Consider the following 22,259-nt stretch of genomic DNA (forward strand, 5'->3'; position numbering starts at 1 on the left):
ACGCAGGAGAGTTCCGCAAAGGGGTGATTTAGGTCAACCGGCAACCCGGCGCAGCACCACTGGCGCGATGCCGCTCAGGCCAGTTTTCCCAGATGCGCGGCAGGGATCGTGACTGTCCAAGTCAGGGCGTTTTCGCTGGTCACCGTTTCCGCCGCGCCATTAACCATCGCAGGTGCCAATACGGACAGAACCTTGCTCCCGAAACCGGTGGCTTTCTTGGCAGAGGGGTCAATGGTGATGCCGGTCTCGATCCACTGGAAACGCAGCCCCCCCTTCTCGGTATGGGACCAGTGGCATTGGATATCGCCGCAGCCGTTGCTCATCACCCCGTATTTCGTGGAATTCGTCGCCAGCTCATGCAGCGCCATGCCGATCAGTTGCAACGCCTGCGGTCCCAAAGCGACAGAGGGGCCATCCACATCCACCGCCTTGGCCTGCAAATGCAAAAACGGGTCCAACTGTGCGCGCACCAGTTCGGCCAGATCTACCGAAGACCAGCCGCCATCGACCAGCAAATCGGTGGACCGGGCCAGCGCCTGAATACGGGCTCCGAAGGATTTGTTGAACTCCGCGAGAGAGGCCGCCGAACTCGCCGTCTGCCGCTGCATCGCTGTGACCAGAGAAAGCATGTTCTTGGCCCGGTGGATGACCTCACGCGAGACGAGATCGCGCACCTCTTCGGCCTTGCGCGTGGCAGTCACATCATGGTGGATGTTCGAGATCGAGACGATATCCCCCGAAAGCGTCCGAATGGGCGTGCAGGCGATGGTGACATGGCGCTCGGTTCCGTCCTTGGCCACGCGCACCGCATTGAATTGGCGCAGCTTGCCGGCCATGATCTGATCGCGATACTCAAGCACCCGCGTCGGCCAATCCGGCGGATACAAAAGCTCGACCGACTGGCCCAAAGCCTCCTCTTCCGTATAGCCATAGAGCCGCTCAGCTGCCGGATTCCAACTGATGATGCGGCCTTCCATGTCATAGGTCAGGATCGCTTCGGCCGTGGTGGCCACGAGGGCGGCAAAGGTTTCCGCCTGCACATGGGCCCGTTCGATATCGTCATGGGCCATACGGCGTGTCGTGACATTGCGATGCTGCAACAGCAGGCAGGGCGCGCCTTGGATCGTCAGGCGGTTGGCGTTGAGTTGAAACCAGCGCCGCACCCCCGGCCCATCGCAGGGGTATTCCCCCTCAAAGGAAGTCCCGGTTTTCAGCGCTTGGCGCAGCCCCTCCAGAACCGTTTCCGCCTGCACCACGGCACCCATGGCCGCCGCTTCGCAGATGTCAAAGTAATTGGCCCCGACGTAATGCGTTCCGGCGTCGCCGCCATTCTCTTCGCAAAACAGTTTCCACGCCATATTGACCGCGACAATCTTGCCGGTGGCGTCAAGAATGACCACCTCATCGGTCATCGCCTCGATCAATTCATAATGGCTGGCGTCGAGCGTGACGCTTTGGGTGCTTTTCAACATAGCCCCACCATAGCGCGAATTCGGCATTGTCTAAAGTTAACTTAGGTTTAATCGTTAAGGCCAAAGTCCTTATTTTATCGGCTTTTGGCGGAAACCCTCCTGCCTCTGCGGCGGCTGCCCGCCCGCCCGGGCCTGAGGCTTGCAATCCGCGCAATTTCTGAAATAAGCCCCGCCATCCGGTCGCAGCCTACCCGGACATCAAAACAAGGGCCCCAAAATGAAAACACTTGTCATCTGCTCAGGCGGACTCGATTCCGTGTCGCTTGCGCATATCACCGCCGAGGTGCACCACCTCACCCGGCTCGTCTCCTTCGACTATGGCCAGCGTCACCGCAAAGAGGTCGATTTCGCCCGGGCGGCGGCCGAACGATTGGGCGTGCCGTTTCACCTGATCGACATGCGCGGGATCGGTGCGGCGCTATCGGGCTCCGCCCTGACCGACGATATCGACGTGCCCGATGGGCATTACGCCGAAGACACGATGAAGATCACCGTCGTGCCGAACCGCAATGCGATCATGCTGTCGATCGGCTTTGGCATTGCCGCCGCGCAGGGGGATGAGGCGGTAGCCACTGCCGTGCATGGCGGCGATCACTTCATCTATCCCGACTGCCGCCCCGGTTTCACCCGCGCCTTCGATGCGATGCAGCAGGCCGCGCTCGACGGCTATGCCGACGTGCGGCTGCACACGCCCTTCGTCGAGCACAGCAAGGCCGAGATCGTCCGCCAAGGCGCGCAGCACGGCACGCCCTTCGCTGAGACGTGGTCCTGCTACAAGGGCGACGCGGTCCATTGCGGGCGCTGCGGCACCTGTGTCGAACGGCGCGAAGCCTTTCATCTGGCCGAGGTCAGCGACCCGACGGTCTATGCCGATCCCGACTATTGGACCGAGGCCCTTGCCGCACGGGGGAAAGGCTGATGTTCCGTATTCGCAAGGAATTCCACTTTTCCGCCAGCCACCAGTTGAGCCACCTGCCCGACGATCATCAATGCGCGCGGCTGCATGGGCACAACTACATCGTCGTGGTCGAACTGGCCGCCAAGACGCTCAATGCCGATGGTTTCGTGCGCGATTACCACGACTTGAAACCGCTCAAGGCCTATATCGACGATCACTTTGACCACCGGCATCTGAACGATGTGCTGGACGGCCCCTCCACAGCCGAGAACATGGCGAAACATTTCCACGACTGGTGCGCCGCCCGCTGGCCCGAGACCTCTGCCGTGCTGGTCAGCGAGACCCCGAAAACATGGGCGGAATACCGGCCATGACCCTGCGCATTGCCGAGATTTTCGGCCCCACCATTCAGGGCGAAGGCGCGCTGATCGGAGAGCCGACGGTATTCGTCCGCGCGGGCGGCTGTGACTATCGGTGCAGCTGGTGCGACAGCCTGCATGCCGTCGACAGCCAGTACCGCCATAGCTGGACCCCCATGTCGACCGAGGACATCTGGCGCCAGATCCGCAAGCTTTCCAAGGACCAACCGCTGACCGTCTCCCTCTCGGGCGGCAATCCGGCGATACAAGATTTCGGCCCCCTGATCCGCATGGGCAAAGCCGCGGGCTATCGTTTCGCCTGCGAGACCCAAGGCTCTATCGCGCGGCCATGGTTTGCCGAGCTCGATACGCTCGTGCTCTCCCCCAAACCGCCATCAAGCGGTGAGCGCGTCGATTGGGACGCATTCGGCGCCTGCCGGACCCTCGGCGCGCAGGCGCGGCAGCAGGTGATGAAGATCGTGATCTTCGACGAGATCGACTACCATTGGGCGCGCGAAGTGCATGCCCATCACCTCGATATCCCGCTCTACCTTCAACCCGGCAACCCCGAGGTCGACCCCGCCACGCCGGTGGACCCGCAGGCGCTGGCCGACCGTTTGGGCTGGCTGACCGAGCTTGCCATGACCGATCACTGGTTCGCCCCCCGTATCCTGCCGCAGCTTCATGTCCTGATCTGGGGCAACAAGCGCGGCGTCTGACCGATGGAGACCCCCATGTCCGACGACATCTATAGCAATCTTAAACAGCTCGGCGGGGAAACCCGCATCCCCGCCAACCCCGAAGAAGCCGAGCTTGAGCGTGTGCCGAACCCGCAGGCCGATGTGGCCTATAACGTGCGCTTCACCGCGCCGGAGTTCACCTCGCTCTGCCCGATGACCGGCCAGCCCGACTTTGCCCATCTGGTGATCGACTATGTGCCCGGCCCGTGGCTGGTGGAATCGAAATCGCTCAAGCTGTTTCTGACCTCCTTCCGCAATCACGGCGCCTTTCATGAGGATTGCACCATATCCATCGCCCGGCGGTTGGCCGAGTTCCTTGCCCCGCAGTGGCTGCGGATCGGCGGCTATTGGTATCCGCGCGGCGGCATTCCCATCGATGTATTCTGGCAAACCAGCCCCCTGCCCGAGGGCGTCTGGATCCCCGATCAAGGGGTGCCGCCCTACCGCGGGCGCGGCTGACCAAGCCCTCCCTACCTCCGACCCCCGCAGCATTCGGGGCGCGCGCCCACCCGCCCGCGCCCCGTTTTTTCGGTGAAAACCGTGTGTTTTAGATCACAATATCTTCAGCAACCGCCTTCTTCCTTGAACCTCCAGCGGAGAAAGGCCGTTAGTCTCTCATACACGCATACGACCCTGCCCCGCGCAGAGAGGTCAACCACGGAGCGACCACATGCTGACAAGACGTCATTTCATCCAGACCACCACGGCGCTATTTTCCGGCGCGATTGCCACCCCCCTGATGGCCCGCACGCGCCCAAGCGCGGCAGAGAAGGCCGCTTGGGATGCGCAGGTCACCCCAGCAGGCTTTGACCCGGCGACGAGCAACCCTTGGGGCGTCCACCCGCGCTTCTTGCCGCAGCGGGTCGTGGCGAATGACAACCTGCGCGTCGGCGACATCCACGTCGATGCGGTGGCACGCTATATCTATCATATCGAAGAGGGCGGAACCGCCATGCGCTACGGCGTGGCGATCGCGCGTGGCAATCTTTATGAGCCGGGCACCTATACGATCAAACGCAAGGTGCAATGGCCGCATTGGACGCCCACCCAAAACATGATCAAGCGCGATCCCGAGCTCTACGCGGGCCTTGAGGACGGCGTGCCGCCCGGCCCGGAAAACCCCCTTGGCTCGCGCGCACTTTACCTCTTTGAAGGGAACCGCGACACCTATCTGCGCATCCACGGCACCCCGCAGCCACAAAGCATTGGGGGCCGGGCAAGCTCAGGCTGTGTGCGGATGATCATGGCGCATATCAACCAGCTCTACCCGAATGTGCAGACCGGCTCGACGGCCTATCTCTATTCGGCGGAAGAAAGCGTTGTTGCCAGCAGCTAAGCTGGAACGAATAACGGGGGCCGCTTGGCGGCCCCCGTTGTTATGTCAGGCTTGGCGTTTGGTGCAGATCGGATTGCCACCCACCGCCCGCAGCGGCACCAGCGTCGTCTCGACCGGGCCGTTGTGCTGATACCAATAACAGCCATCCTCCGGCAGCAACCGCGCCGTCGACAAATCTTGGTTCGGCGCGGCAAGGCTCACCACCGCCTCCGGCAGATTGCCCACACGGGCCGAGCCGCCCTGCGGCCCACTCGCCGGTACCGTACATCCGGCAACGGCCAGCAAGGCCGCCCCGATCACAAAAGTTCCTGTTTTCATCAAAGCCTCTGCCATTCCTGATTATATCTGGGGCAATCTGACAGACCGGATGGGGATTTCAAGGCACAAGGGGGTGAGGATGCTAATGGTGACCCCGGCAGGATTCGAACCTGCAACCTGCCCCTTAGGAGGGGGCTGCTCTATCCAGTTGAGCCACGGGGCCGACAGGCTTGGGTTTAACGCAAGCGTCTGGCGATGTCATCGGCAGATTGGCAACCGAATGACTGCGCCTCGCAGCAGTGCTGCGGCAATGCTTGATCGCGCCTCCCGCTTCGCGCTACCTATGGGTGAGGAAAACAGGAAAACCAAATTGACCACACCCCCCAAACGCCCGTTGACCCTGCGTGATGTGTCCGATGCTTGCGGCGTTTCCGAGATGACGGTCAGCCGCGTCCTGCGCAAGCGCGGTGACGTGTCGGAAGCCACCCGCAACCGTGTTCTCGCCGCCGCCAAGGCGCTTGGCTATGTGCCCAACCAGATCGCCGGATCGCTGGCCAGCCAGCGCGTGAACCTTGTGGCGGTCGTGATCCCTTCGCTGGGCAATATGGTGTTCCCCGAAGTTCTGAACGGCATCAACCAAGTGCTCGAAGACACGCCGCTGCAGCCAGTCGTGGGGGTGACGGACTACCTGCCCGAGAAGGAAGAGCGGGTGCTTTATGAGATGCTCTCATGGCGGCCCTCTGGGGTGATCATCGCGGGGTTGGAGCATTCCGACGCCACCCGCGCCATGTTGCGCAATGCGGGCATTCCGGTGGTCGAGATCATGGACACCGATGGCAAACCCGTCGATGCGATGGTGGGGATTTCGCACCGCCGCGCCGGGCGCGAGATGGCGCAGGCGATCCTGCGCGAGGGCTATGAGCGGATTGGCTTCATGGGCACGAAAATGCCCCTCGACCACCGCGCGCGGAAACGGTTTGAAGGTTTTACCGAAGGGCTCGCCAAGGCGGGGGTCGAGATCGAAGACCGGGCCTTTTACTCCGGCGGCTCCGCGCTGGCCAAAGGGCGCGAGATGACGCAAGAGATGCTCGAACGCTCACCCGACCTTGATTTTCTCTATTACTCCAATGACATGATCGGCGCGGGCGGGCTGCTGCATCTGATCGACCAAGGCATCGACATTCCCGGTCAGATCGGCCTTGCCGGGTTCAACAACGTCGAGCTGCTGCAAGGTCTGCCGCGTCAATTGGCGACGATGGACGCTTGCCGGAACGAGATCGGTCAGGCCGCGGCGCGGATCATCCTCAACCAGACCCAGCCCGAGCCGGACCCGGAAATGCAGACCCAGATCACCCTGACGCCAACACTGTCGCTGGGCGACACCCTGCGCCGCCGCCGTCAGGGGTGAGTCGCCCAAGGCTCGGCAATGCCGCCGCGCGGCGGTTGTTTCTGGCGCGTCACCTGCTGTCGGACCCGCCGCAGGGCCCGGCCAAGGGCGCGGCACTGCTCAAGCTGATCCATGATCTGGGTTTTGTGCAGCTCGACAGCATCAACACGGTGGCGCGGGCGCATGATCTGATCCTGTTCGCCCGCCGTCCGCGCTATCGCCCCGCTGCGCTCAAGCGGCTTTATGAAAAAGACCGGGCGCTGTTTGAGCATTGGACCCATGACGCCGCCGTCATCCCGATGGAATTTTACCCGCAATGGCATCTGCGCCGAACCCGCGATGCGGCCAAGCTGCTGGGCCGCTGGAAGGATTGGCAGCGGCACGACTTCGAAACACAGATGCAAAACGTGCTCGCGCAGGTCCGGGCCGAGGGCAGCGTCACCTCATCCGACGTGGGCCGCGACGAGCCGCGCAGCAGCGGGGGCTGGTGGCAATGGCATCCGTCGAAAACCGCGCTGGAGTATCTGTGGCGCAGCGGCGCGCTGGCTGTGACCGGGCGCGAGGGGTTTCGCAAGCGCTATGACCTGACCGAGCGGGTGGTCCCCGCCGCGCTGCGCGACCCGGCGCATGCCCCCGACATAGAGCAGACGATCGACTGGTGCTGCGATCAGGCGCTGGCGCGCTTGGGTTTTGCCACGGCAGGGGAATTGGCCGCCTTCTGGGCCCATATCTCCCCCGCCGAGGCGCGCGGCTGGTGCGCGGCAGAACAAGGCGCGGGGCGGCTGGAGGAGATCGACATTGAGGCGGCCGACGGCAGCCTGCGCCCCGCCTTTGCCCGCCCCGGCTGGGCCGATGACCCCGCCCTTACCCGCGAACCGCCCAAACGGCTCCGGGTGCTCAGCCCCTTCGACCCCGCCCTGCGCGACCGCAAACGCGCCGCCCGGCTTTTCGGTTTCGACTACCGGATCGAGGTCTTCGTGCCCGAGGCGCAGCGCGAATACGGCTACTATGTCTTTCCGCTGCTACAGAGCGACAGGCTGGTGGGACGGGTCGATATGAAGGCGCATCGCGATCTGGACGTCTTGCACGTCACCGCGCTCTGGCCCGAACGCGGGGTTCGCTGGGGCAAGGGGCGGCAAGCGGCCTTCGAGGCAGAGCTGCACCGCCTCCTGCCGCTGGCCGGGGTGCGCCGGATCAGCTTCACCGACGGCTGGCTGCGCGCGCCGCTTTAGTCGAAACGGGGCGGCAGCAGCCCTGCGTGAAACCAGTTGAGATAGCTGTGGATCGAATGCACGGGCCGCCCGGTCGCTGCCGCGATATTCGTAGCATATGGCACCATGTTGGTGCATTCCAAAAGAATCGCCCCGACATCCGCGTGGGCCTCCACCAGCCGCTGCGCTGCCTGCACCATCTCGGCCCGCGCCTGCGCCACGTCGAGGTCGGGCAGATTGCCGAGGATCGTTCGGGCGAAGCCGCTGCCCTCCATCCCCACCACCGGGCTGCCCTCGGGCACGCCCGCCGCGTGCAGATGGGCGGGCGAAAGCGTGGCGGCGGAGATCGTCAAGATGCCCACCCTTTGCCCCGGCGGCAGGCAGGCCGCGATCTGCCCCGCCTGCTCCAACGCAGAGGCGGCAACGGGCACGCCCAGCGCTTCGGCGAGGCGAGGCCGGATCAGCGCCAAGAACCCGCAGGTGGTGGCAATGCCGGTGCAGCCTTCGGCGATCAAGTCGCGCCCCGCGGCGATGAAAGCCTGCACGAAGGGCTCGATATCGACGCACACGATCGCTTCAGGCGTGGCCCCCGGCACCACGGCGTAGCGCACCGGGAAATCCCAACTGCCCGCATGGCCGACATCCCCCAGAATGCGGGGAAACCGCGTGTCCAGCATGAGGATTCCCAGCCGCGCGCCCGTCTCGTTTGTCATATGCCCTCCGTTTGGGCGCAGGGTGCCTTTGCGGGCAGGACGAGACAAGCGAAACTCTAACGATGACATTTTATCAGCATTTTGTTGACGTGATGATTTTTTGTGTAAAAGATGCCCCAAAGGAAACAAGCCATGACCCAACGCGAAATCGAAAGCCACCACCCATGAACCGGCATGTCGTCGTTATCGGCGCCGGGATTGTCGGCGTCTCTGCTGCGATCTGGCTGCGCCGCGCCGGGGCGGAGGTGACACTGGTCGACCGGGCTGAGCCGGGGCGCGGCACCTCGCATGGCAATGGTGGCGTGCTGGCGGCGGCGGGCGTCGCGCCGGTGACCGGGCCGGGCCTGCTGCGCAAATCACCGGGGATGCTGCGCGACCCTGAGTTTCCGCTGTTCCTGCGCTGGCCCTATCTGCCCCGCCTGCTGCCATGGCTGCGCCGCTACATGGCCCACGCCAATGACCGCGATACCCGCCGCATCTCTGCCGGGTTGGTGCCCATCGTGAGCGACAGCGTGGCGCAGCACAAAGCCCTCTGCGCCGATCTGGGGCTGGAGGACTGGGTTCGCGACAGCGACTATTGCTTTGCCTATACCAACCGCGCTGCCTTTGAGGCTGAGGCCTACACCTGGGCGCTGCGCCGCGAGGCGGGTTTCGAGCCGGACATCATCGAAGGCGGCGCGGTCAGGGAATTCGACCCGGCCTATGGTCCGCAGATCACCTGCATCGCACGGCTGGCCGACCACGGCTTCATCGCCGACCCCGGCGGCTATGTTCGGGCTTTGGCCAAGGCTTTCGGGGGGATTGGCGGCACCATCCGGCAGGCCGAGGTGCAGGACGTGGCGATCACCGACGAGGAGGTCACTTCGGTCCTCACCGATCAAGGCTCCCTGCCCTGCGATGACGTGCTGCTGGCGACTGGTGTCTGGTCGAAAACGCTCATGCGCAAACTGGGGATCAACGTGCCGCTGGAATCCGAACGCGGCTACCACATCGTCTTCAAGGATGCCGAGGGCGGCCCATCGCGCCCCACCATGATGGCGGCGGGCAAATTTGTCGCCACGCCCATGGCCGAAGGGCTGCGCTGTGCCGGGATCGTCGAGTTCGGCGGGCTGGAAGCGGGTGCGTCCAAAGCCCCCCTGGCGCTGCTGCGCCGTCAGGCCAAGGCCGCCTTTCCCCATCTCACCGCCAAGGAAGAGATCGAATGGCTGGGGCACCGACCCGCCCCCAGCGACTCGCTGCCCCTGATCGGGCAGATCGGGACGAGCCGGGTCTACACTGCCTTCGGGCACCATCACATCGGGTTGACGGGCGGTCCGAAAACGGGCCGACTGATCGCCGGATTGATCACGGGGCAGACGCCAAACACGGATCTGACCCCGTATCACCCCCAACGCTTCGACGGATGACGCCAAGCGTGGGACTGCAACAACAAGGGAGAAACCACATGACACTGACAGCAAGACTGATGGCAGGCGCGGCAATGACCGCGCTGACGCTGGGCACCGCCATGCCCGCCTTCGCGGCCGAGAAATGGGACATGCCGATGGCCTATTCGGCCTCGAACTTCCACTCCGAGAACGGCGTGCAATTCGCCGAATGCGTGGGCGAGAAGACCGGCGGCGAGATCGAGATCACCGTGCACCCGGGCGGCGCCCTCTTTGCTGGCGCGGACATCAAGCGCGCGATCCAGACCGGGCAGGTCCAACTGGGCGAGCGCCTGCTCTCCGGCCACCAGAACGAGAACGCGGTCTTCGGCTTTGACTCCATCCCCTTCCTCGCGCCCTCTTTCGAGGCGAGCGCGCAGCTTTGGGAAGCCGCCAAGCCCAAGGTTGAATCCGTGCTGGAAGAGCAGAACCTCGTCTTGCTTTATAACGTGCCATGGCCGCCCCAAGGGCTCTACTTCAAGAAAGAAGTCGACTCGGTCGAAGACATGAAGGGCGTGAAGTTCCGCTCCTACAACAACACCACCGCGCGTCTGGCTGAATTGACCGGCATGTCGCCCGTCACCATCGAGGCCGCCGAAGTCAGCCAAGCCTTCGCCACCGGTGTCGCGGAATCAATGATTTCTTCGGGTGCCACTGGCTATGACCAGAAGGTCTGGGAGAGCCTGACGCATTTCTACGAAGTCGACGCATGGTTGCCGCGCAACTATGTGATGATCAACGCCGATGTCTGGGCCGAAGTCTCGGACGCGAACAAAGAGGCGATCACCACCTGCGCGACCGAGGCCGAAGAGCGTGGCCTGCAAGCGTCCAAGGACTACACCCAGTTCACCTATGATGGGCTGCGCGAAGGCGGCATGAACGTGGAACCGGCCAGCGAAGAGCTGATGTCGGGCCTGCGCGAAGTGGGTGAGACCATGACGCAAGAGTGGCTCGAAGCCGCGGGCGAAGACGGTCAGGCGATCGTCGACGACTACAAGGCGATGCAGTAATCACGAAACCTGCGGCGGCCCGTCACCCGGGCCGCCGTTCTCGTGCCCGGGCATGATTTGACGGAGGGAGAGCCGCATGAAGGCGCTGCGCAGACTATTGGACGGGCTATATACCGGGGCGGGGGCGCTTGCCGCGCTCTGTCTGGTGGCCATCCTTACCTTGATCGTGGCCCAGATGGTCGCCCGTTGGACTGGCAACGTCTTTCCGGGCGCCGCCAGCTATGCGGGCTATGCCATGGCCGGGGCCAGCTTCCTTGCCTTCGCCAATGCGCTCAACCGCGGCTCGCATATCCGCGTTTCGATCCTGCTTAACGCGCTGAGCGCGGGCGGGAAGCGGCTGCTGGATATCTGGTGTTTCGCCGTGGCGGCGGCGGTCGCGTGGTATTTCACCTATTACGCCTATTGGTTCGTCTACTGGTCGTGGAAATTCCACGAAGTCAGCCAAGATCAAGACGCTACGGCCCTTTGGATTCCGCAATCTGTCATGGTGATCGGCGGCGGCATCCTTGCCATCGCGCTGACGGACAATCTTTTGCACCTCATCTTCAAGGGCGACCACCGCGTCACCCGTGACCTAGTCGATCAAAGCTTCGGGGAATGACGCCATGACCGAGATCTATGCCATTACCCTGTTTCTGATCGTTCTCTTCTTCCTGCTCGGCACCGGTGTCTGGGTTGGCCTCGCCCTGATGGGCGTGGCTTGGGTCGGGATGGAGCTTTTCACCACCCGCCCCGTGGGCGACGCCATGATCACCACGATCTGGGCCAGTTCCTCAAGCTGGACGCTGACCGCGCTGCCGCTCTTTGTCTGGATGGGCGAAATCCTCTACCGCACGCGGCTGTCGCAGGACATGTTCCGCGGGCTGTCGCCTTGGCTGGCGAAACTGCCGGGCGGGCTGGTGCATACCAATATCGTCGGCTGCACGGTCTTTGCCGCCGTCTCGGGCTCTTCCGCCGCGACGCTGACCACCGTAGGCAAGATGTCGATCCCCGAGCTGCGCGCGCGCAACTATCCTGAAAAGATGATCATCGGCACGCTGGCCGGGGCCGCCACGTTGGGCCTGATGATCCCGCCCTCGCTGGCGCTGATCGTCTATGGTGTCACGGTGAACGAAAGCATCACCAAACTCTTCTTCGCCGGCGTCCTGCCCGGCCTGCTGCTGGCGCTGATGTTCATGGGCTATGTCGCCGTCACCAGCATGTTGTCGAAGGACTGGAACCCCGATGCGGAGACCGGGATGAGCTTTGGCGAAAAACTGCGCAACTCGCGTTTCTTGCTGCCGGTCTTTGCGCTGATCACCGTCGTGATCGGGTCCATGTACCTCGGCTTTGCCACGGCGACCGAGGCGGCGGCCATCGGCGTCATCGGCTCCCTCACGCTGGCGCTGTTCCAAGGCTCGCTGAACTGGCACAGTTTCCGCGAGAGCCTGATGGGGGCGATGCGTACCTCTGCGATGATCGCACTGATCCTTGCGGGCGCGGCCTTCCTGAAACTGTCGATGGGCTTCACCGGTCTGCCCCGCGCGCTGGCCGACGGGATCGCGGCGATGGAGCTTTCGCGCTTCGAGCTGCTGATGGCGCTCTTGGTCTTCTACATCGTGCTGGGCATGTTCCTCGACGGCATCTCCTCGGTCGTGCTGACCATGGCGGTGGTCGAGCCGATGGTCCGCAGCGCGGGCATCGATCTGATCTGGTTCGGCATCTTCGTGGTCGTGGTCGTTGAAATGGCGCAGATCACCCCCCCGATTGGCTTCAACCTCTTCGTGCTGCAAGGCATGACCAACCACGAGATGGGCTATATCACCAAGGCCGCGCTGCCGATGTTCGCGATCATGGTCTTCATGGTCTTCGTCCTGATCTGGTTCCCCGAAGTGGCCACATGGCTGCCCGAAAACCTGCGCAGCGCACCGGTTTAGCGGTGAAGGGCCATGCGCTATATGCTGAGACTGCCCTCGCGCCATGCGCGGGCCTGCCTGATCGTCGGGCTGCTGGCGGGGCTGGCCCTGCCCAGCCTTGCGGCGGCGCTGGCCGGGTGGCTGCCGCAGATGGTGGCGGCCCTGCTGACGATCACCGCGCTCAGGATCGGGCACCGCGCGGCCCTTGGGGCAGTGCGCGATCTCATCTGGGGGCTGGCCTCGGTGCTGGCCTTGCAGACGCTCCTGCCCCTGCTGCTGCTGGGCGGCTTCGTGCTGGCCGGGCTGGGGCAGACCCCTGCGGCACTGGCCGTGACCCTTGCCGCGGCGGCCCCGGCGCTGACGGGCAGCGTGAACCTCGCCCTGTTGATGCGGCTCGACGCGGGGCGGATGATGCAGCTGATGGTGCTGGGCACCGCCGCCTTTCCGCTGACCGTCCTGCCGGTGCTGGCAGCCCTGCCGCAACTCGGCCCGGCCTCGGAAATCGCCCTCGCCGCCCTGCGGCTCTTGGCGGTGATCCTTGGCGCGACGGGGCTGGGCTTTGCCCTGCGCCATGTCTTTCTGCCCCATCCCACCCCGCGCCAGACCGAGGCGCTGGACGGCGCATCGGTGCTCGCCTTCTCGGTCATCGTTGTGGGGTTGATGGCGGCGCTGAACCCCGCGCTGCGCAGCGATCCATGGGCCGTGGCGGGCTGGACGCTGCTGGCCTTCGCCCTAAGCTATCTGTTGCAGGCGGGCACGTTGCTGCTGACCCGGCGTGGCCCGCTGCGCGCCGTGGCCGGACCACTGGCGATCGGCGCGGGCAACCGCAATATCGCGCTGTTTCTCGTGGCGCTGCCTGCGGATGTCATCGCGCCGCTGATGATCTTTATCGGCTGCTGGCAACTGCCGATGTATCTGACCCCGGTGCTGCTGCCGCGCCTTTACGAAAGGATGCTTCGCAATGACTGACTGGCCCCGCATCCGCAGTGTCGGCCTCTCCGGCCTATTGGTCACCTTTGCCGAGAAGATGTCCGAACCGGCCAACCGCGCCGCCCTCGCCTTTCGCGCGGCGGTAGAGGAACAGGACTGGCCCGAGGTGAGCGAGACGAGCACCTCGCTGGTGTCGACCTTCGTGCAATTCGAGGTCTCCCAAGAGGCCATCACCACGATGACCGACCGCCTGCGCGGACTGCTCGAAACCCGCGACTGGTTCGCCGAAGCCCTCCCCGCCGGGCGCAGCCTGTGGCATGTGCCCACGGTCTATGGCACCGATCTGGCCCCCCAGTTGGAGGAGGCCGCCGAGGCCGCGGGCCTCGACCCCGACACGGCCATTGCGGAACTGTCGCAGGCGCGGGTCCGGGTGCTGACCATCGGCTTCGCCCCCGGGCAGCCCTACATGGGCGAACTGCCCCCGCATTGGGACATCCCGCGCCAGCAGGGGCTGACGAAATCGGTGCCGCCGGGGTCGCTGGTGGTGGCCATTCGGCAGCTGATCATCTTCACCAATGCCTCCCCCACCGGCTGGCGGCACATCGGCCAGACCGCTTTTCGCACCTTCCGCCCGGGCAGCGACATGCCCTTTCCGCTGTCGCCGGGCGATGAGTTGATCTTTCCGTCGATCACCCGGCAAGAGTTCGACCGCATCGCCGACGACCCCACCGGCGGCGCGGAGCGGGAGGCGCTGACATGAGCGGCACGCTGACCATCCATCAAGCCGGTCCGGCCATGACCATCCAAGACCTTGGTCGCCCCGGCTATCGCGCCGTTGGCCTAACCCACGGCGGCGCGGCGGACCCGACTGCCCTGCACGAAGGGGCGGCCCTGCTGGGGCAAGATCCCAACAGTGCCGCGCTGGAGATGGCCGGGAGCGGCGGCAGTTTCGAGGTCGATCAGGACACCCGCATCGCCCTGACCGGGGCGCAGATGCAGGTGAGCATCGACGGCGAGCCGATTGCATGGAACGCCAGCCACCTTCTGCCCGCCGGGGCCAAGCTGACCATCGGCGGCGCGCGGGACGGGGCCTATGGCTACCTCCATGTCGGCGGCGGGCTTGACGTGGCGCCGGTGATGAACGCGCGTGCCAGCCATCTGGCCGCTGGCATCGGCGCGCTGCTGCAAAGTGGTGAGACTCTGCCGCTAGGGGTCGATAAGGGCGGTGAGGCGAACCTCACCCTGGCCCGCGACAGCCGGTTCGGGGCCGAGCGGGTGCGCATCGTCGCCTCCATGCAGACCGATGCCTTCGACGAGGGAACCCGCCAGCGGTTCACCGAAACGACCTTTCGCCGTGATCCGCGCGCCAACCGCATGGGCGCACGGATGGATCATGACGGCGAAGGTTTTGCCACCGGCGGGCAGTTGACCATCGTGTCCGAAGTCATCACCCCCGGCGACATCCAGATCACCGGCGACGGCGCGCCCTTCGTGCTGATGTGCGAATGCCAGACCACCGGCGGCTACCCCCGCATCGGCACGGTGATCCCCTGCGACCTGCCGATCGTCGCCCAAGCCCAGCCGGGTGCTGCGCTGCAATTCGCCTTCGTCGACCTCGACGAAGCGCTGGCCGCCGAGACGCGCCACCGCGCCGACCTCGCTGCCCTGCCCAAGCGCCGCCAACCGCTGTTGCGCGACCCGGCGCGGATTCGCGACCTTTTGGGCTATCAACTGATCTCCGGCGTGGTTTCAGCCACTACCGACCCCTTCGAGAAGGAGCAGACATGACCACCGTCGATCTAAACGCCGACATGGGCGAAAGCTTTGGCCCTTGGAAAATGGGCGACGACGCGGCGCTTCTGCGCGTCGTGACCTCGGCCAATATCGCCTGTGGCGGCCATGCAGGCGACGCCGACGTGATGGCGGCCACGATGCGCATGGCACATGAAAACGGCGTCGGCATCGGCGCGCATCCGGGGTTCATGGACCTCGCCGGTTTTGGCCGCAACCGCCTCTCGGTGCCGCGCGGCACCTTGCAGAATCAGATCCGCTATCAGGTCGCCGCGAGCGTCGGCATGGCGCGCAGCGTCGGCACGCAAGTGCGGCACCTGAAGCTGCACGGGGCGCTGGCGAATATGGCGTCTGAGGATGAGGAACTGGCCCGCGACCTCTATGAGGCAGCGCTGAGCGTGGCGCCCGACCTCATCGTCATGGTGCTGGCCGCCACGGCGCAGGAGGCGGCGGTGAAATCACTGGGCTGCAAATGGGCCGGGGAGATCTTCGCCGACCGCGCCTATAACGACGACGCGACGCTGGTCGACCGCAGCAAGCCCGGTGCGGTGATCCACGATGCGGAAGCGGCAGCGGCGCGGATGGTCGAGATGGTCAAGGCAGGCGCGATCATCACCGAGAGCGGCAAACACATCCCCAGCCGGATCGACACGATCTGCCTGCATGGCGACACCGCAGAGGCCGTTCAAATCGCAACCGCCGTCCGCAAGGGTTTGCAGGACGGCGGCGTAACTTTGGCAAAGTTCAGCGGCAGCGTTTAGCTGCGCACCAGCTTTTCATAGTCCAAAGCGATCTCACGGGTCAGCGCGCCGACCTCAAAGTTCCAGTCGCCGATCTGCCCCACCGGGGTCACTTCGGCGGCGGTGCCAGTGAGCCAGCACTGCTCGAAACCTTCCAACTCTTCGGGCATGATGTGGCGCTCGTGGACCTTGATGTTCTTCTCGCGCAGCATGTCGATGACGGTCTGCCGGGTGATGCCGTTGAGGAAGCAATCGGGCGTCGGCGTGTGCACTTCGCCATCCTTGACGAAGAAGATATTCGCGCCCGTCGCCTCGGCCACATAGCCGCGGTAGTCATACATCATCGCGTCCGAGCAGCCCTTCGCCTCGGCCGCATGTTTTGACATGGTGCAGATCATATAGAGACCCGCCGCTTTGGCATGGCTCGGGATCGTCTCGGGCGAGGGGCGCTTCCATTTGGAGATGTCGAGCTTGGCGCCCTTCATCTTGGCATCGCCGTAATAGGCACCCCATTCCCATGCTGCGATAGCCATGCGGACCGGGTTGCGGGCCGAGGCGACACCCATGTCTTCGCCCACACCACGCCAAGCGACCGCACGCACATAGGCGTCTTGCAGGCCAGAGGCGGCGAGGACTTCGGCCTTGGCAGCTTCGATCTCATCAATGGTGTAGGGGATCTCAAAGTCGATCATCTCAGCCGAGCGCTTGAGCCGTTCGGAATGCTCGCGGCTTTTGAAGATTTTGCCGTTGTAGGCGCGCTCGCCCTCAAACACCGAAGACGCATAGTGCATCGCATGGGTCAGGATGTGGACGTTGGCCTCACGCCAATCCACCATTTCGCCATCCATCCAGATGTGTCCATCCCGGTTGTCATATCCGCCTGCCATGGTGTTTCCCCTCCAAATGACGCGCTATCTTTTCAAAAATTGCGCAACAATCGGCAGATGCAGACATTTAATTGCGCAAAACACGAGATTCGATAGCCTTTCACTATTGGAATGTCAACAACGCTGACGTAAACTGATCCCCAACAGGCCCGAGAGAGAATGAGACACACTATGGCTGACGGGCGCATGATGGCCCCTAGCAGCGGCGACAGCCTGCTGTTTTTGACGGATGAACAACTGCGGCAGGGGATCGAGGCGATGTTCTTTGCCTATCGCGGCTTCACCGCCGATCCTGACCGGATTCTGGCCGATATGGCCTATGGGCGCGCGCATCACCGCGCCATCCACTTCATCAACCGCGCCCCCGGTACGACGGTGAACAACCTGCTCAATATCCTCGGGGTCACGAAACAATCGCTCAACCGTGTCTTGCGCACGTTGATCGCCGATGGTCTGGTGCAGAGCAAGGTTGGCCGCAATGACAAGCGCGAGCGGCATCTGTTCCTGACCGACGAGGGTCGCACGCTGGAACAGGAGCTATCAGACGCTCAGCGCGCGCGCATGCGGTTGGCCTTTCGCACCGCCGGACCCGAAGCCGTGGCCGGTTTCAGAACGGTATTGGAGGCCATGATGGACCCCGAAATGCGCCAAAGCTTTGACCGGCTGCGCGAAAGCGCCCCATGAACGATCTCGACCCGCACCTGCTGGTCGTCGACGACGATGAGCGGATTCGCAGCCTGTTGAAGAAGTTCCTGATGCGGAACGGTTTTCTGGTCAGCACGGCCCGCGATGCGGCCCATGCGCGGCGGGTGCTGGCGGGGTTGGAATTCGACCTCATCGTGCTCGACGTGATGATGCCCGGCGAAGACGGCATGGCCCTGACCCGCGCTTTGCGCGAAACCCTGCAAACCCCGATCCTGCTGCTGACCGCCAAGGGCGAGACCGACAACCGCATCGAAGGGTTGGAGGCCGGGGCGGATGACTACCTGCCCAAACCCTTTGAGCCAAAAGAACTTCTGCTGCGCATTAACGCCATCCTGCGCCGAATGCCCGACACCACTGCTGCCGACACCGCGCCAAAGGTGCTGTCGCTCGGCGTGATCCGCTATGACATGGAGCGGGGGGAGATGTGGCAGGGCGACGATCTGGTGCGCCTCACCGCGACCGAAGTTCAACTGATGAAGATCTTCGCCGCCCAGCCCTGTGTCGCGCTGAGCCGTGCCAAATTGGTCGAGGAACTGGGCCGCGACCGGGGGCAAGCGCAGGAACGCGCGGTCGATGTTCAAATCACCCGCCTGCGCCGCAAGATCGAGAGCGACCCGAAACAGCCGCAATACCTGCAAACCGTGCGCGGCGCGGGCTATATGCTGGCCCCGGACTGACCTAGGCCCGCCTGCTCAAACGGGCCGGTGAAATTCATCACGCAAGCCCGCTGGCAATGCGCGGCGCGAAGTTCTATTGTCGCGCGAAATTCCGAAAACGAGGCGCGCAATGTCCGACACACCCGTAGAAGAGATGAACTTTGAGACCGCCATGACCGAGCTTGAGAAAGTCTTGGGCCAGCTTGAAAACGGCAATGTCGCATTGGACGAAAGCATCGCGCTTTACGAACGCGGGGCCAAGCTTAAGGCGCGCTGCGAGACCAAGCTGAAAGAAGCTGAAGAGAAGGTCGCCGCGATCACGCTTGACGGCGATGGCAACCCGAATGGGCTGAAACCCGTCGAAGGGCTTTGACCGCCCACATGCAAGAGACCACCCCCCGTCCCTTGGCAGAGGCGCTTGCCCATGCCCGCGATCTGGCGCAAGCGCAGATCGACACAGCACTCGGCACCTATGATGGCCCTGTGGCCGAGGCGATGCGCTATGCCTGCGGCGGCGGCAAGGGGCTGCGCGGCTTTCTGGTGATCGAATCCGCCCGGCTGCATGGCATCGCCCCCGGCATGGCCGCCCCTGCGGCGGCGGCGATCGAGGCGCTGCACGCCTATTCGCTGGTGCATGACGACCTGCCCTGCATGGATGACGACGATCTGCGCCGGGGCCAGCCCACAGTGCACCGCAAATGGGATGAGGCCACTGCCGTTCTGGCCGGTGACGCGCTGCAAATGCTGGCCTTTGAACTCCTTGGTCAAGCGCCCTGCCCTGCAGAGGCGCGTCTGACCTTGATGACCAGCCTCGCCCAAGCGGCAGGCGTCGGTGGCATGGTCGGCGGTCAGGCATTGGACATTGCCGCCGAGACCGCCCCCGCCCCGCTGTCGCTGGCCGAGATCACGGCGCTTCAGGCAGGCAAGACCGGCGCGTTGATCGAATGGTCCGCGATGGCCGGGCCGCGCATGGCGGATGCCGATGCCTCCGCCCTTGGGGCCTACGCCAAACACCTCGGCCTCGCCTTTCAGATCGCGGATGACATCCTTGATGTCGAAGGCGACGCCGAAACGGTCGGCAAGGCGGTCGGCAAGGACGACGCGGCGGGCAAGGCCACTTTCGTGTCCCACCTCGGGCTGGCCGGGGCCAAGACCCGCGCCGCCGAATTGGTGGACATGGCCTGCGACGCCCTATCTGAATATGGACCAGAGGCGCAGAGCTTGCGAGCCGCTGCCGCCTTCGTTATTGCCCGCGACAGCTAGCCGGGCGGCACATGCGCCAATGCGGCACCAGAGAGGCCCCGATGAGTGACAAACCCGCCACACCCCTGCTTGATCAGGTCACCCGCCCTGCGGACCTGAAACACCTGTCCGATGCCGAACTGACCCAAGTCGCGCGCGAACTGCGGGCCGAGACGATCTCGGCCGTGTCGGAAACCGGCGGGCATCTCGGCGCGGGGCTTGGCGTGGTGGAATTGACCGTGGCGCTGCACGCGGTCTTCGACACGCCGCGCGACAAGATCATCTGGGACGTCAGCCACCAGTGCTACCCGCATAAGATCCTGACCGAACGCCGCGACCGGATCCGCAGCCTGCGCATGAAGGACGGGCTGTCGGGCTTCACCAAACGCAGCGAATCCCCCTACGACCCCTTTGGCGCGGCCCATAGCTCGACCTCGATCTCAGCCGCGCTTGGCTTTGCCGTGGGCCGCGATCTGGGCGGCGTGATCCCCGAAGGTCTGGGCGACGCGATTGCCGTGATCGGCGACGGCGCGATGTCTGCCGGCATGGCCTATGAGGCGCTGAACAACGCGGGCGACCTGAAGAAACGCCTGATCGTCATCCTCAACGACAACGAGATGTCCATCGCCCCGCCCGTCGGCGCGATGTCGAGCTACCTGAGCCGCCTCTACGCCGAAGCGCCGTTTCAGGATTTCAAAGCCGCCGCCAAGGGCGCGGTGAGCCTGCTGCCCGAGCCCTTCCGCGAGGGGGCCAAACGCGCCAAGGATATGCTTAAAGGCATGGCCGTGGGCGGCACGCTCTTCGAAAACCTCGGGTTTTCCTACCTCGGGCCGATCAACGGGCATGACATGGACCAGTTGCTGCCGGTGCTGCGCACCGTGCATCAACGCGCGACCGGGCCGATCCTGATCCACATCCAGACGCAGAAGGGCAAGGGCTATGGCCCTGCTGAGGCCGCGCGCGACCGCGGCCATGCCACGGCCAAGTTCAATGTGGTGACGGGCGAGCAAAAGAAAGCCCCCTCCAACGCGCCGAGCTACACCCGCGTTTTCGCCGATAGCCTGCTGGCCGAGGCCGCCGAGGATGACAAGATCTGCGCCGTGACCGCTGCCATGCCCGATGGCACCGGCCTCGACCTTTTCGCCGAACGCCACCCCAGCCGCTGCTTCGACGTGGGCATCGCCGAACAACACGGCGTGACCTTCTGCGCGGGTCTCGCCGCGGCGGGGATGAAACCCTTCTGCGCGATGTATTCCACCTTCTTGCAGCGCGGCTACGACCAAGTCGTGCATGATGTCGCAATCCAGCGCCTGCCGGTGCGTTTCGCCATCGACCGCGCGGGGCTCGTGGGCGCCGACGGGCCGACCCATGCGGGCGCCTTCGACGTCGCCTTCCTTGCCAATCTGCCCGGTTTCGTGGTCATGGCAGCCGCCGATGAGGCCGAGTTGCGCCATATGGTCGCCACCGCCGCTGCCCATGACGACGGCCCCATCGCCTTCCGCTATCCGCGGGGCGAGGGGCGCGGGGTCGAGATGCCGGAGCGCGGCACGCCGTTGGAAATCGGCAAGGGCCGGATGATCCGCGAAGGCAGCAAAGTCGCGCTTTTGTCCTTTGGCACGCGGTTGGAGGAGGTCGAGAAGGCCGCCGAACGACTTCGGGCCAAGGGCATCACCCCCACCATCGCCGATGCCCGTTTCGCCAAGCCGCTGGACCGTGAGATGATCCTCAAGCTCGCCCACGACCACGAAGCGCTGATCACCATCGAAGAGGGCGCAGTCGGCGGCTTCGGCAGCCATGTCGCACAGCTGCTGGCGGATGAGGCGGTGTTCGACAAGGGGCTCAAGTTCCGCTCCATGGTGCTGCCCGATACCTTCATCGATCAGGCCAGCCCGGCGGATATGTATGCCGTGGCGGGGATGAACGCCGAACAGATCGCTGCCAAGGTGCTCGAAGTGCTGGGGATCGGCGACTTGGACGCACAGCGCGCCTAACTGGCGGCGGTCAGCACCAGCAGGCCACCCGCGACCAAGGTGATCACGACACAGACATAGCCCAAAAGCACGAAAAGCCCGTCGCGGGTGAACAGCCCAAACACCAAGAGGGCAACGGTGCCCGCTCCCAGCGATGACATCATCGGCAGCACCTCCATAAAGGGCCAACCGAGCGGGATGATCGTGACCACCACCAGTGTGATGAACCGCATCGGCCCGGTGGTGAGGAACTGAAGGCGCGGCTTGCAACGCCCGTCGACGAAAGCGCAAGGACGGCGCAGAAAGCGCACGCAGCCGCTCAACCGATGGCCCGCCACCTCACGCCGCAACAAGAACTGTGGCATCCAAAGCCTGCGCCGTCCGGTCACGGCCTGCACGGCCAGCAAGATGATCGTCACCGCCGCGAGGGTCGAGACGCCGGGAATGCCCGACAGGGGCGAGACCAGCAGCAAGGCGACGATCAGGATCAGGGGGGTGATCGAACGGTCCCCGATCTCATGCAGCACGTCGTTGATCGACACCGCTTCCTTCTCTGCCGCGCGCTCCATGCTATCCAGCAAATGGGCCAACGTGTGTTCGTCTTGACGCATTCAGAGCCTCTGGCGGTGCCTCGG

At 64.4% G+C, this 22,259-nt stretch carries 25 protein-coding genes and 1 tRNA gene; 20 read left to right on the forward strand and 6 right to left on the reverse strand.

What is annotated here, in order from left to right; all coding sequences use genetic code 11:
• Positions 1 to 74 precede the first annotated feature (74 nt).
• Positions 75 to 1,472: a sensor histidine kinase gene (locus ACGYLO_RS00920; RefSeq protein ID WP_271688767.1), complete on the reverse strand. Its 1,398-nt coding sequence runs from the start codon at positions 1,470 to 1,472 to the stop codon at positions 75 to 77.
• Between the two features lie 217 nt (positions 1,473 to 1,689).
• Between ACGYLO_RS00920 and queC the strand changes: the two genes are divergently transcribed.
• The 5 genes from queC to ACGYLO_RS00945 all read left to right on the forward strand — a co-directional run bounded on the left by queC (position 1,690) and on the right by ACGYLO_RS00945 (position 4,805).
• Positions 1,690 to 2,391 carry a 7-cyano-7-deazaguanine synthase QueC gene (gene queC, locus ACGYLO_RS00925; RefSeq protein ID WP_271688766.1) on the forward strand — a complete coding sequence of 234 codons (702 nt, stop codon included), beginning with the start codon at positions 1,690 to 1,692 and terminating at the stop codon, positions 2,389 to 2,391.
• Positions 2,391 to 2,744, forward strand: coding sequence for a 6-carboxytetrahydropterin synthase QueD (gene queD, locus ACGYLO_RS00930; protein WP_271688765.1), 354 nt, complete (start codon positions 2,391 to 2,393; stop codon positions 2,742 to 2,744). The genes queC and queD overlap by 1 nt, the downstream gene beginning before the upstream one ends.
• Positions 2,741 to 3,448, forward strand: a complete 708-nt coding sequence (queE, locus tag ACGYLO_RS00935; protein WP_271688764.1) for a 7-carboxy-7-deazaguanine synthase QueE — start codon at positions 2,741 to 2,743, stop codon at positions 3,446 to 3,448. The genes queD and queE overlap by 4 nt, the downstream gene beginning before the upstream one ends.
• A gap of 15 nt (positions 3,449 to 3,463) precedes the next feature.
• On the forward strand, positions 3,464 to 3,928 hold the full coding sequence (gene queF / locus ACGYLO_RS00940) for a preQ(1) synthase (RefSeq protein WP_271688763.1): 465 nt from the start codon (positions 3,464 to 3,466) through the stop codon (positions 3,926 to 3,928).
• A 211-nt stretch (positions 3,929 to 4,139) separates the two neighbouring features.
• Positions 4,140 to 4,805, forward strand: coding sequence for a L,D-transpeptidase (locus tag ACGYLO_RS00945; RefSeq protein WP_067268495.1), 666 nt, complete (start codon positions 4,140 to 4,142; stop codon positions 4,803 to 4,805).
• Positions 4,806 to 4,850: 45 nt separating this feature from the next.
• On the opposite strand, the gene ACGYLO_RS00950 is transcribed toward ACGYLO_RS00945, so the two are convergent.
• Complete coding sequence (locus tag ACGYLO_RS00950) at positions 4,851 to 5,123, reverse strand: hypothetical protein (RefSeq protein ID WP_067268532.1); 273 nt, start codon at positions 5,121 to 5,123, stop codon at positions 4,851 to 4,853.
• An 86-nt stretch (positions 5,124 to 5,209) separates the two neighbouring features.
• Positions 5,210 to 5,286 (reverse strand) — tRNA-Arg (locus ACGYLO_RS00955).
• A 147-nt stretch (positions 5,287 to 5,433) separates the two neighbouring features.
• Between ACGYLO_RS00955 and ACGYLO_RS00960 the strand changes: the two genes are divergently transcribed.
• Complete coding sequence (locus ACGYLO_RS00960) at positions 5,434 to 6,471, forward strand: LacI family DNA-binding transcriptional regulator (protein WP_120349930.1); 1,038 nt, start codon at positions 5,434 to 5,436, stop codon at positions 6,469 to 6,471.
• A complete protein-coding gene (locus ACGYLO_RS00965) occupies positions 6,468 to 7,682 on the forward strand; it encodes a winged helix-turn-helix domain-containing protein (RefSeq protein WP_271688762.1) in 1,215 nt (404 codons plus the stop codon). Before ACGYLO_RS00960 ends, ACGYLO_RS00965 begins: the two co-directional genes overlap by 4 nt.
• Here the strand turns inward: ACGYLO_RS00965 and ACGYLO_RS00970 are convergent.
• Entirely contained in the window at positions 7,679 to 8,374 is a 696-nt protein-coding gene (locus tag ACGYLO_RS00970; RefSeq protein ID WP_394376336.1) for an aspartate/glutamate racemase family protein, read from the reverse strand. The genes ACGYLO_RS00965 and ACGYLO_RS00970 overlap by 4 nt on opposite strands.
• A gap of 164 nt (positions 8,375 to 8,538) precedes the next feature.
• Between ACGYLO_RS00970 and ACGYLO_RS00975 the strand changes: the two genes are divergently transcribed.
• From ACGYLO_RS00975 to ACGYLO_RS01010, 8 genes are all read left to right on the forward strand, one after another.
• Complete coding sequence (locus ACGYLO_RS00975) at positions 8,539 to 9,780, forward strand: FAD-binding oxidoreductase (RefSeq protein ID WP_271688760.1); 1,242 nt, start codon at positions 8,539 to 8,541, stop codon at positions 9,778 to 9,780.
• Positions 9,781 to 9,818: 38 nt separating this feature from the next.
• Entirely contained in the window at positions 9,819 to 10,808 is a 990-nt protein-coding gene (locus ACGYLO_RS00980) for a TRAP transporter substrate-binding protein (protein ID WP_271688759.1), read from the forward strand.
• A 76-nt stretch (positions 10,809 to 10,884) separates the two neighbouring features.
• Positions 10,885 to 11,409, forward strand: a complete 525-nt coding sequence (locus ACGYLO_RS00985; protein ID WP_067264971.1) for a TRAP transporter small permease — start codon at positions 10,885 to 10,887, stop codon at positions 11,407 to 11,409.
• Positions 11,410 to 11,413: 4 nt separating this feature from the next.
• Entirely contained in the window at positions 11,414 to 12,724 is a 1,311-nt protein-coding gene (locus tag ACGYLO_RS00990) for a TRAP transporter large permease (protein ID WP_271688758.1), read from the forward strand.
• Positions 12,725 to 12,736: 12 nt separating this feature from the next.
• The gene (locus ACGYLO_RS00995) at positions 12,737 to 13,672 is read left to right on the forward strand and encodes a hypothetical protein (RefSeq protein WP_276154386.1); all 936 of its coding nucleotides are present in this window, start codon (positions 12,737 to 12,739) and stop codon (positions 13,670 to 13,672) included.
• Positions 13,665 to 14,393, forward strand: a complete 729-nt coding sequence (locus ACGYLO_RS01000) for an allophanate hydrolase subunit 1 (protein ID WP_271688756.1) — start codon at positions 13,665 to 13,667, stop codon at positions 14,391 to 14,393. Before ACGYLO_RS00995 ends, ACGYLO_RS01000 begins: the two co-directional genes overlap by 8 nt.
• Positions 14,390 to 15,421 (forward strand): biotin-dependent carboxyltransferase family protein, encoded by a 1,032-nt coding sequence (locus tag ACGYLO_RS01005; protein WP_271688755.1) that lies wholly within the window; start codon positions 14,390 to 14,392, stop codon positions 15,419 to 15,421. The genes ACGYLO_RS01000 and ACGYLO_RS01005 overlap by 4 nt, the downstream gene beginning before the upstream one ends.
• Complete coding sequence (locus tag ACGYLO_RS01010; protein ID WP_271688754.1) at positions 15,418 to 16,185, forward strand: LamB/YcsF family protein; 768 nt, start codon at positions 15,418 to 15,420, stop codon at positions 16,183 to 16,185. The genes ACGYLO_RS01005 and ACGYLO_RS01010 overlap by 4 nt, the downstream gene beginning before the upstream one ends.
• On the opposite strand, the gene ACGYLO_RS01015 is transcribed toward ACGYLO_RS01010, so the two are convergent.
• The gene (locus ACGYLO_RS01015; RefSeq protein WP_271688753.1) at positions 16,182 to 17,051 is read right to left on the reverse strand and encodes a branched-chain amino acid aminotransferase; all 870 of its coding nucleotides are present in this window, start codon (positions 17,049 to 17,051) and stop codon (positions 16,182 to 16,184) included. The genes ACGYLO_RS01010 and ACGYLO_RS01015 overlap by 4 nt on opposite strands.
• Positions 17,052 to 17,222: 171 nt before the next feature.
• Here ACGYLO_RS01015 and ACGYLO_RS01020 point away from each other — a divergent pair, with 171 nt between their 5' ends.
• The 5 genes from ACGYLO_RS01020 (at position 17,223) to dxs (ending at position 21,645) form a co-directional block, all read left to right on the forward strand.
• Positions 17,223 to 17,735 (forward strand): MarR family winged helix-turn-helix transcriptional regulator, encoded by a 513-nt coding sequence (locus tag ACGYLO_RS01020; protein WP_271688752.1) that lies wholly within the window; start codon positions 17,223 to 17,225, stop codon positions 17,733 to 17,735.
• On the forward strand, positions 17,732 to 18,433 hold the full coding sequence (locus ACGYLO_RS01025) for a response regulator (RefSeq protein ID WP_271688751.1): 702 nt from the start codon (positions 17,732 to 17,734) through the stop codon (positions 18,431 to 18,433). Before ACGYLO_RS01020 ends, ACGYLO_RS01025 begins: the two co-directional genes overlap by 4 nt.
• A 109-nt stretch (positions 18,434 to 18,542) precedes the next feature.
• Positions 18,543 to 18,785, forward strand: coding sequence for an exodeoxyribonuclease VII small subunit (locus ACGYLO_RS01030; protein ID WP_271688750.1), 243 nt, complete (start codon positions 18,543 to 18,545; stop codon positions 18,783 to 18,785).
• 8 nt (positions 18,786 to 18,793) lie between these two features.
• Positions 18,794 to 19,675 (forward strand): polyprenyl synthetase family protein, encoded by an 882-nt coding sequence (locus ACGYLO_RS01035; protein ID WP_271688749.1) that lies wholly within the window; start codon positions 18,794 to 18,796, stop codon positions 19,673 to 19,675.
• A 41-nt stretch (positions 19,676 to 19,716) separates the two neighbouring features.
• Entirely contained in the window at positions 19,717 to 21,645 is a 1,929-nt protein-coding gene (dxs, locus tag ACGYLO_RS01040; RefSeq protein WP_271688748.1) for a 1-deoxy-D-xylulose-5-phosphate synthase, read from the forward strand.
• Here dxs and ACGYLO_RS01045 read toward each other — a convergent pair.
• Positions 21,642 to 22,235, reverse strand: coding sequence for an exopolysaccharide biosynthesis protein (locus tag ACGYLO_RS01045; protein WP_067264997.1), 594 nt, complete (start codon positions 22,233 to 22,235; stop codon positions 21,642 to 21,644). The genes dxs and ACGYLO_RS01045 overlap by 4 nt on opposite strands.
• Between the last annotated feature and the right edge of the window lie 24 nt (positions 22,236 to 22,259).

Source organism: Sulfitobacter sp. 1A13353, assembly GCF_043557255.1.
GTDB lineage: Bacteria > Pseudomonadota > Alphaproteobacteria > Rhodobacterales > Rhodobacteraceae > Sulfitobacter > Sulfitobacter faviae.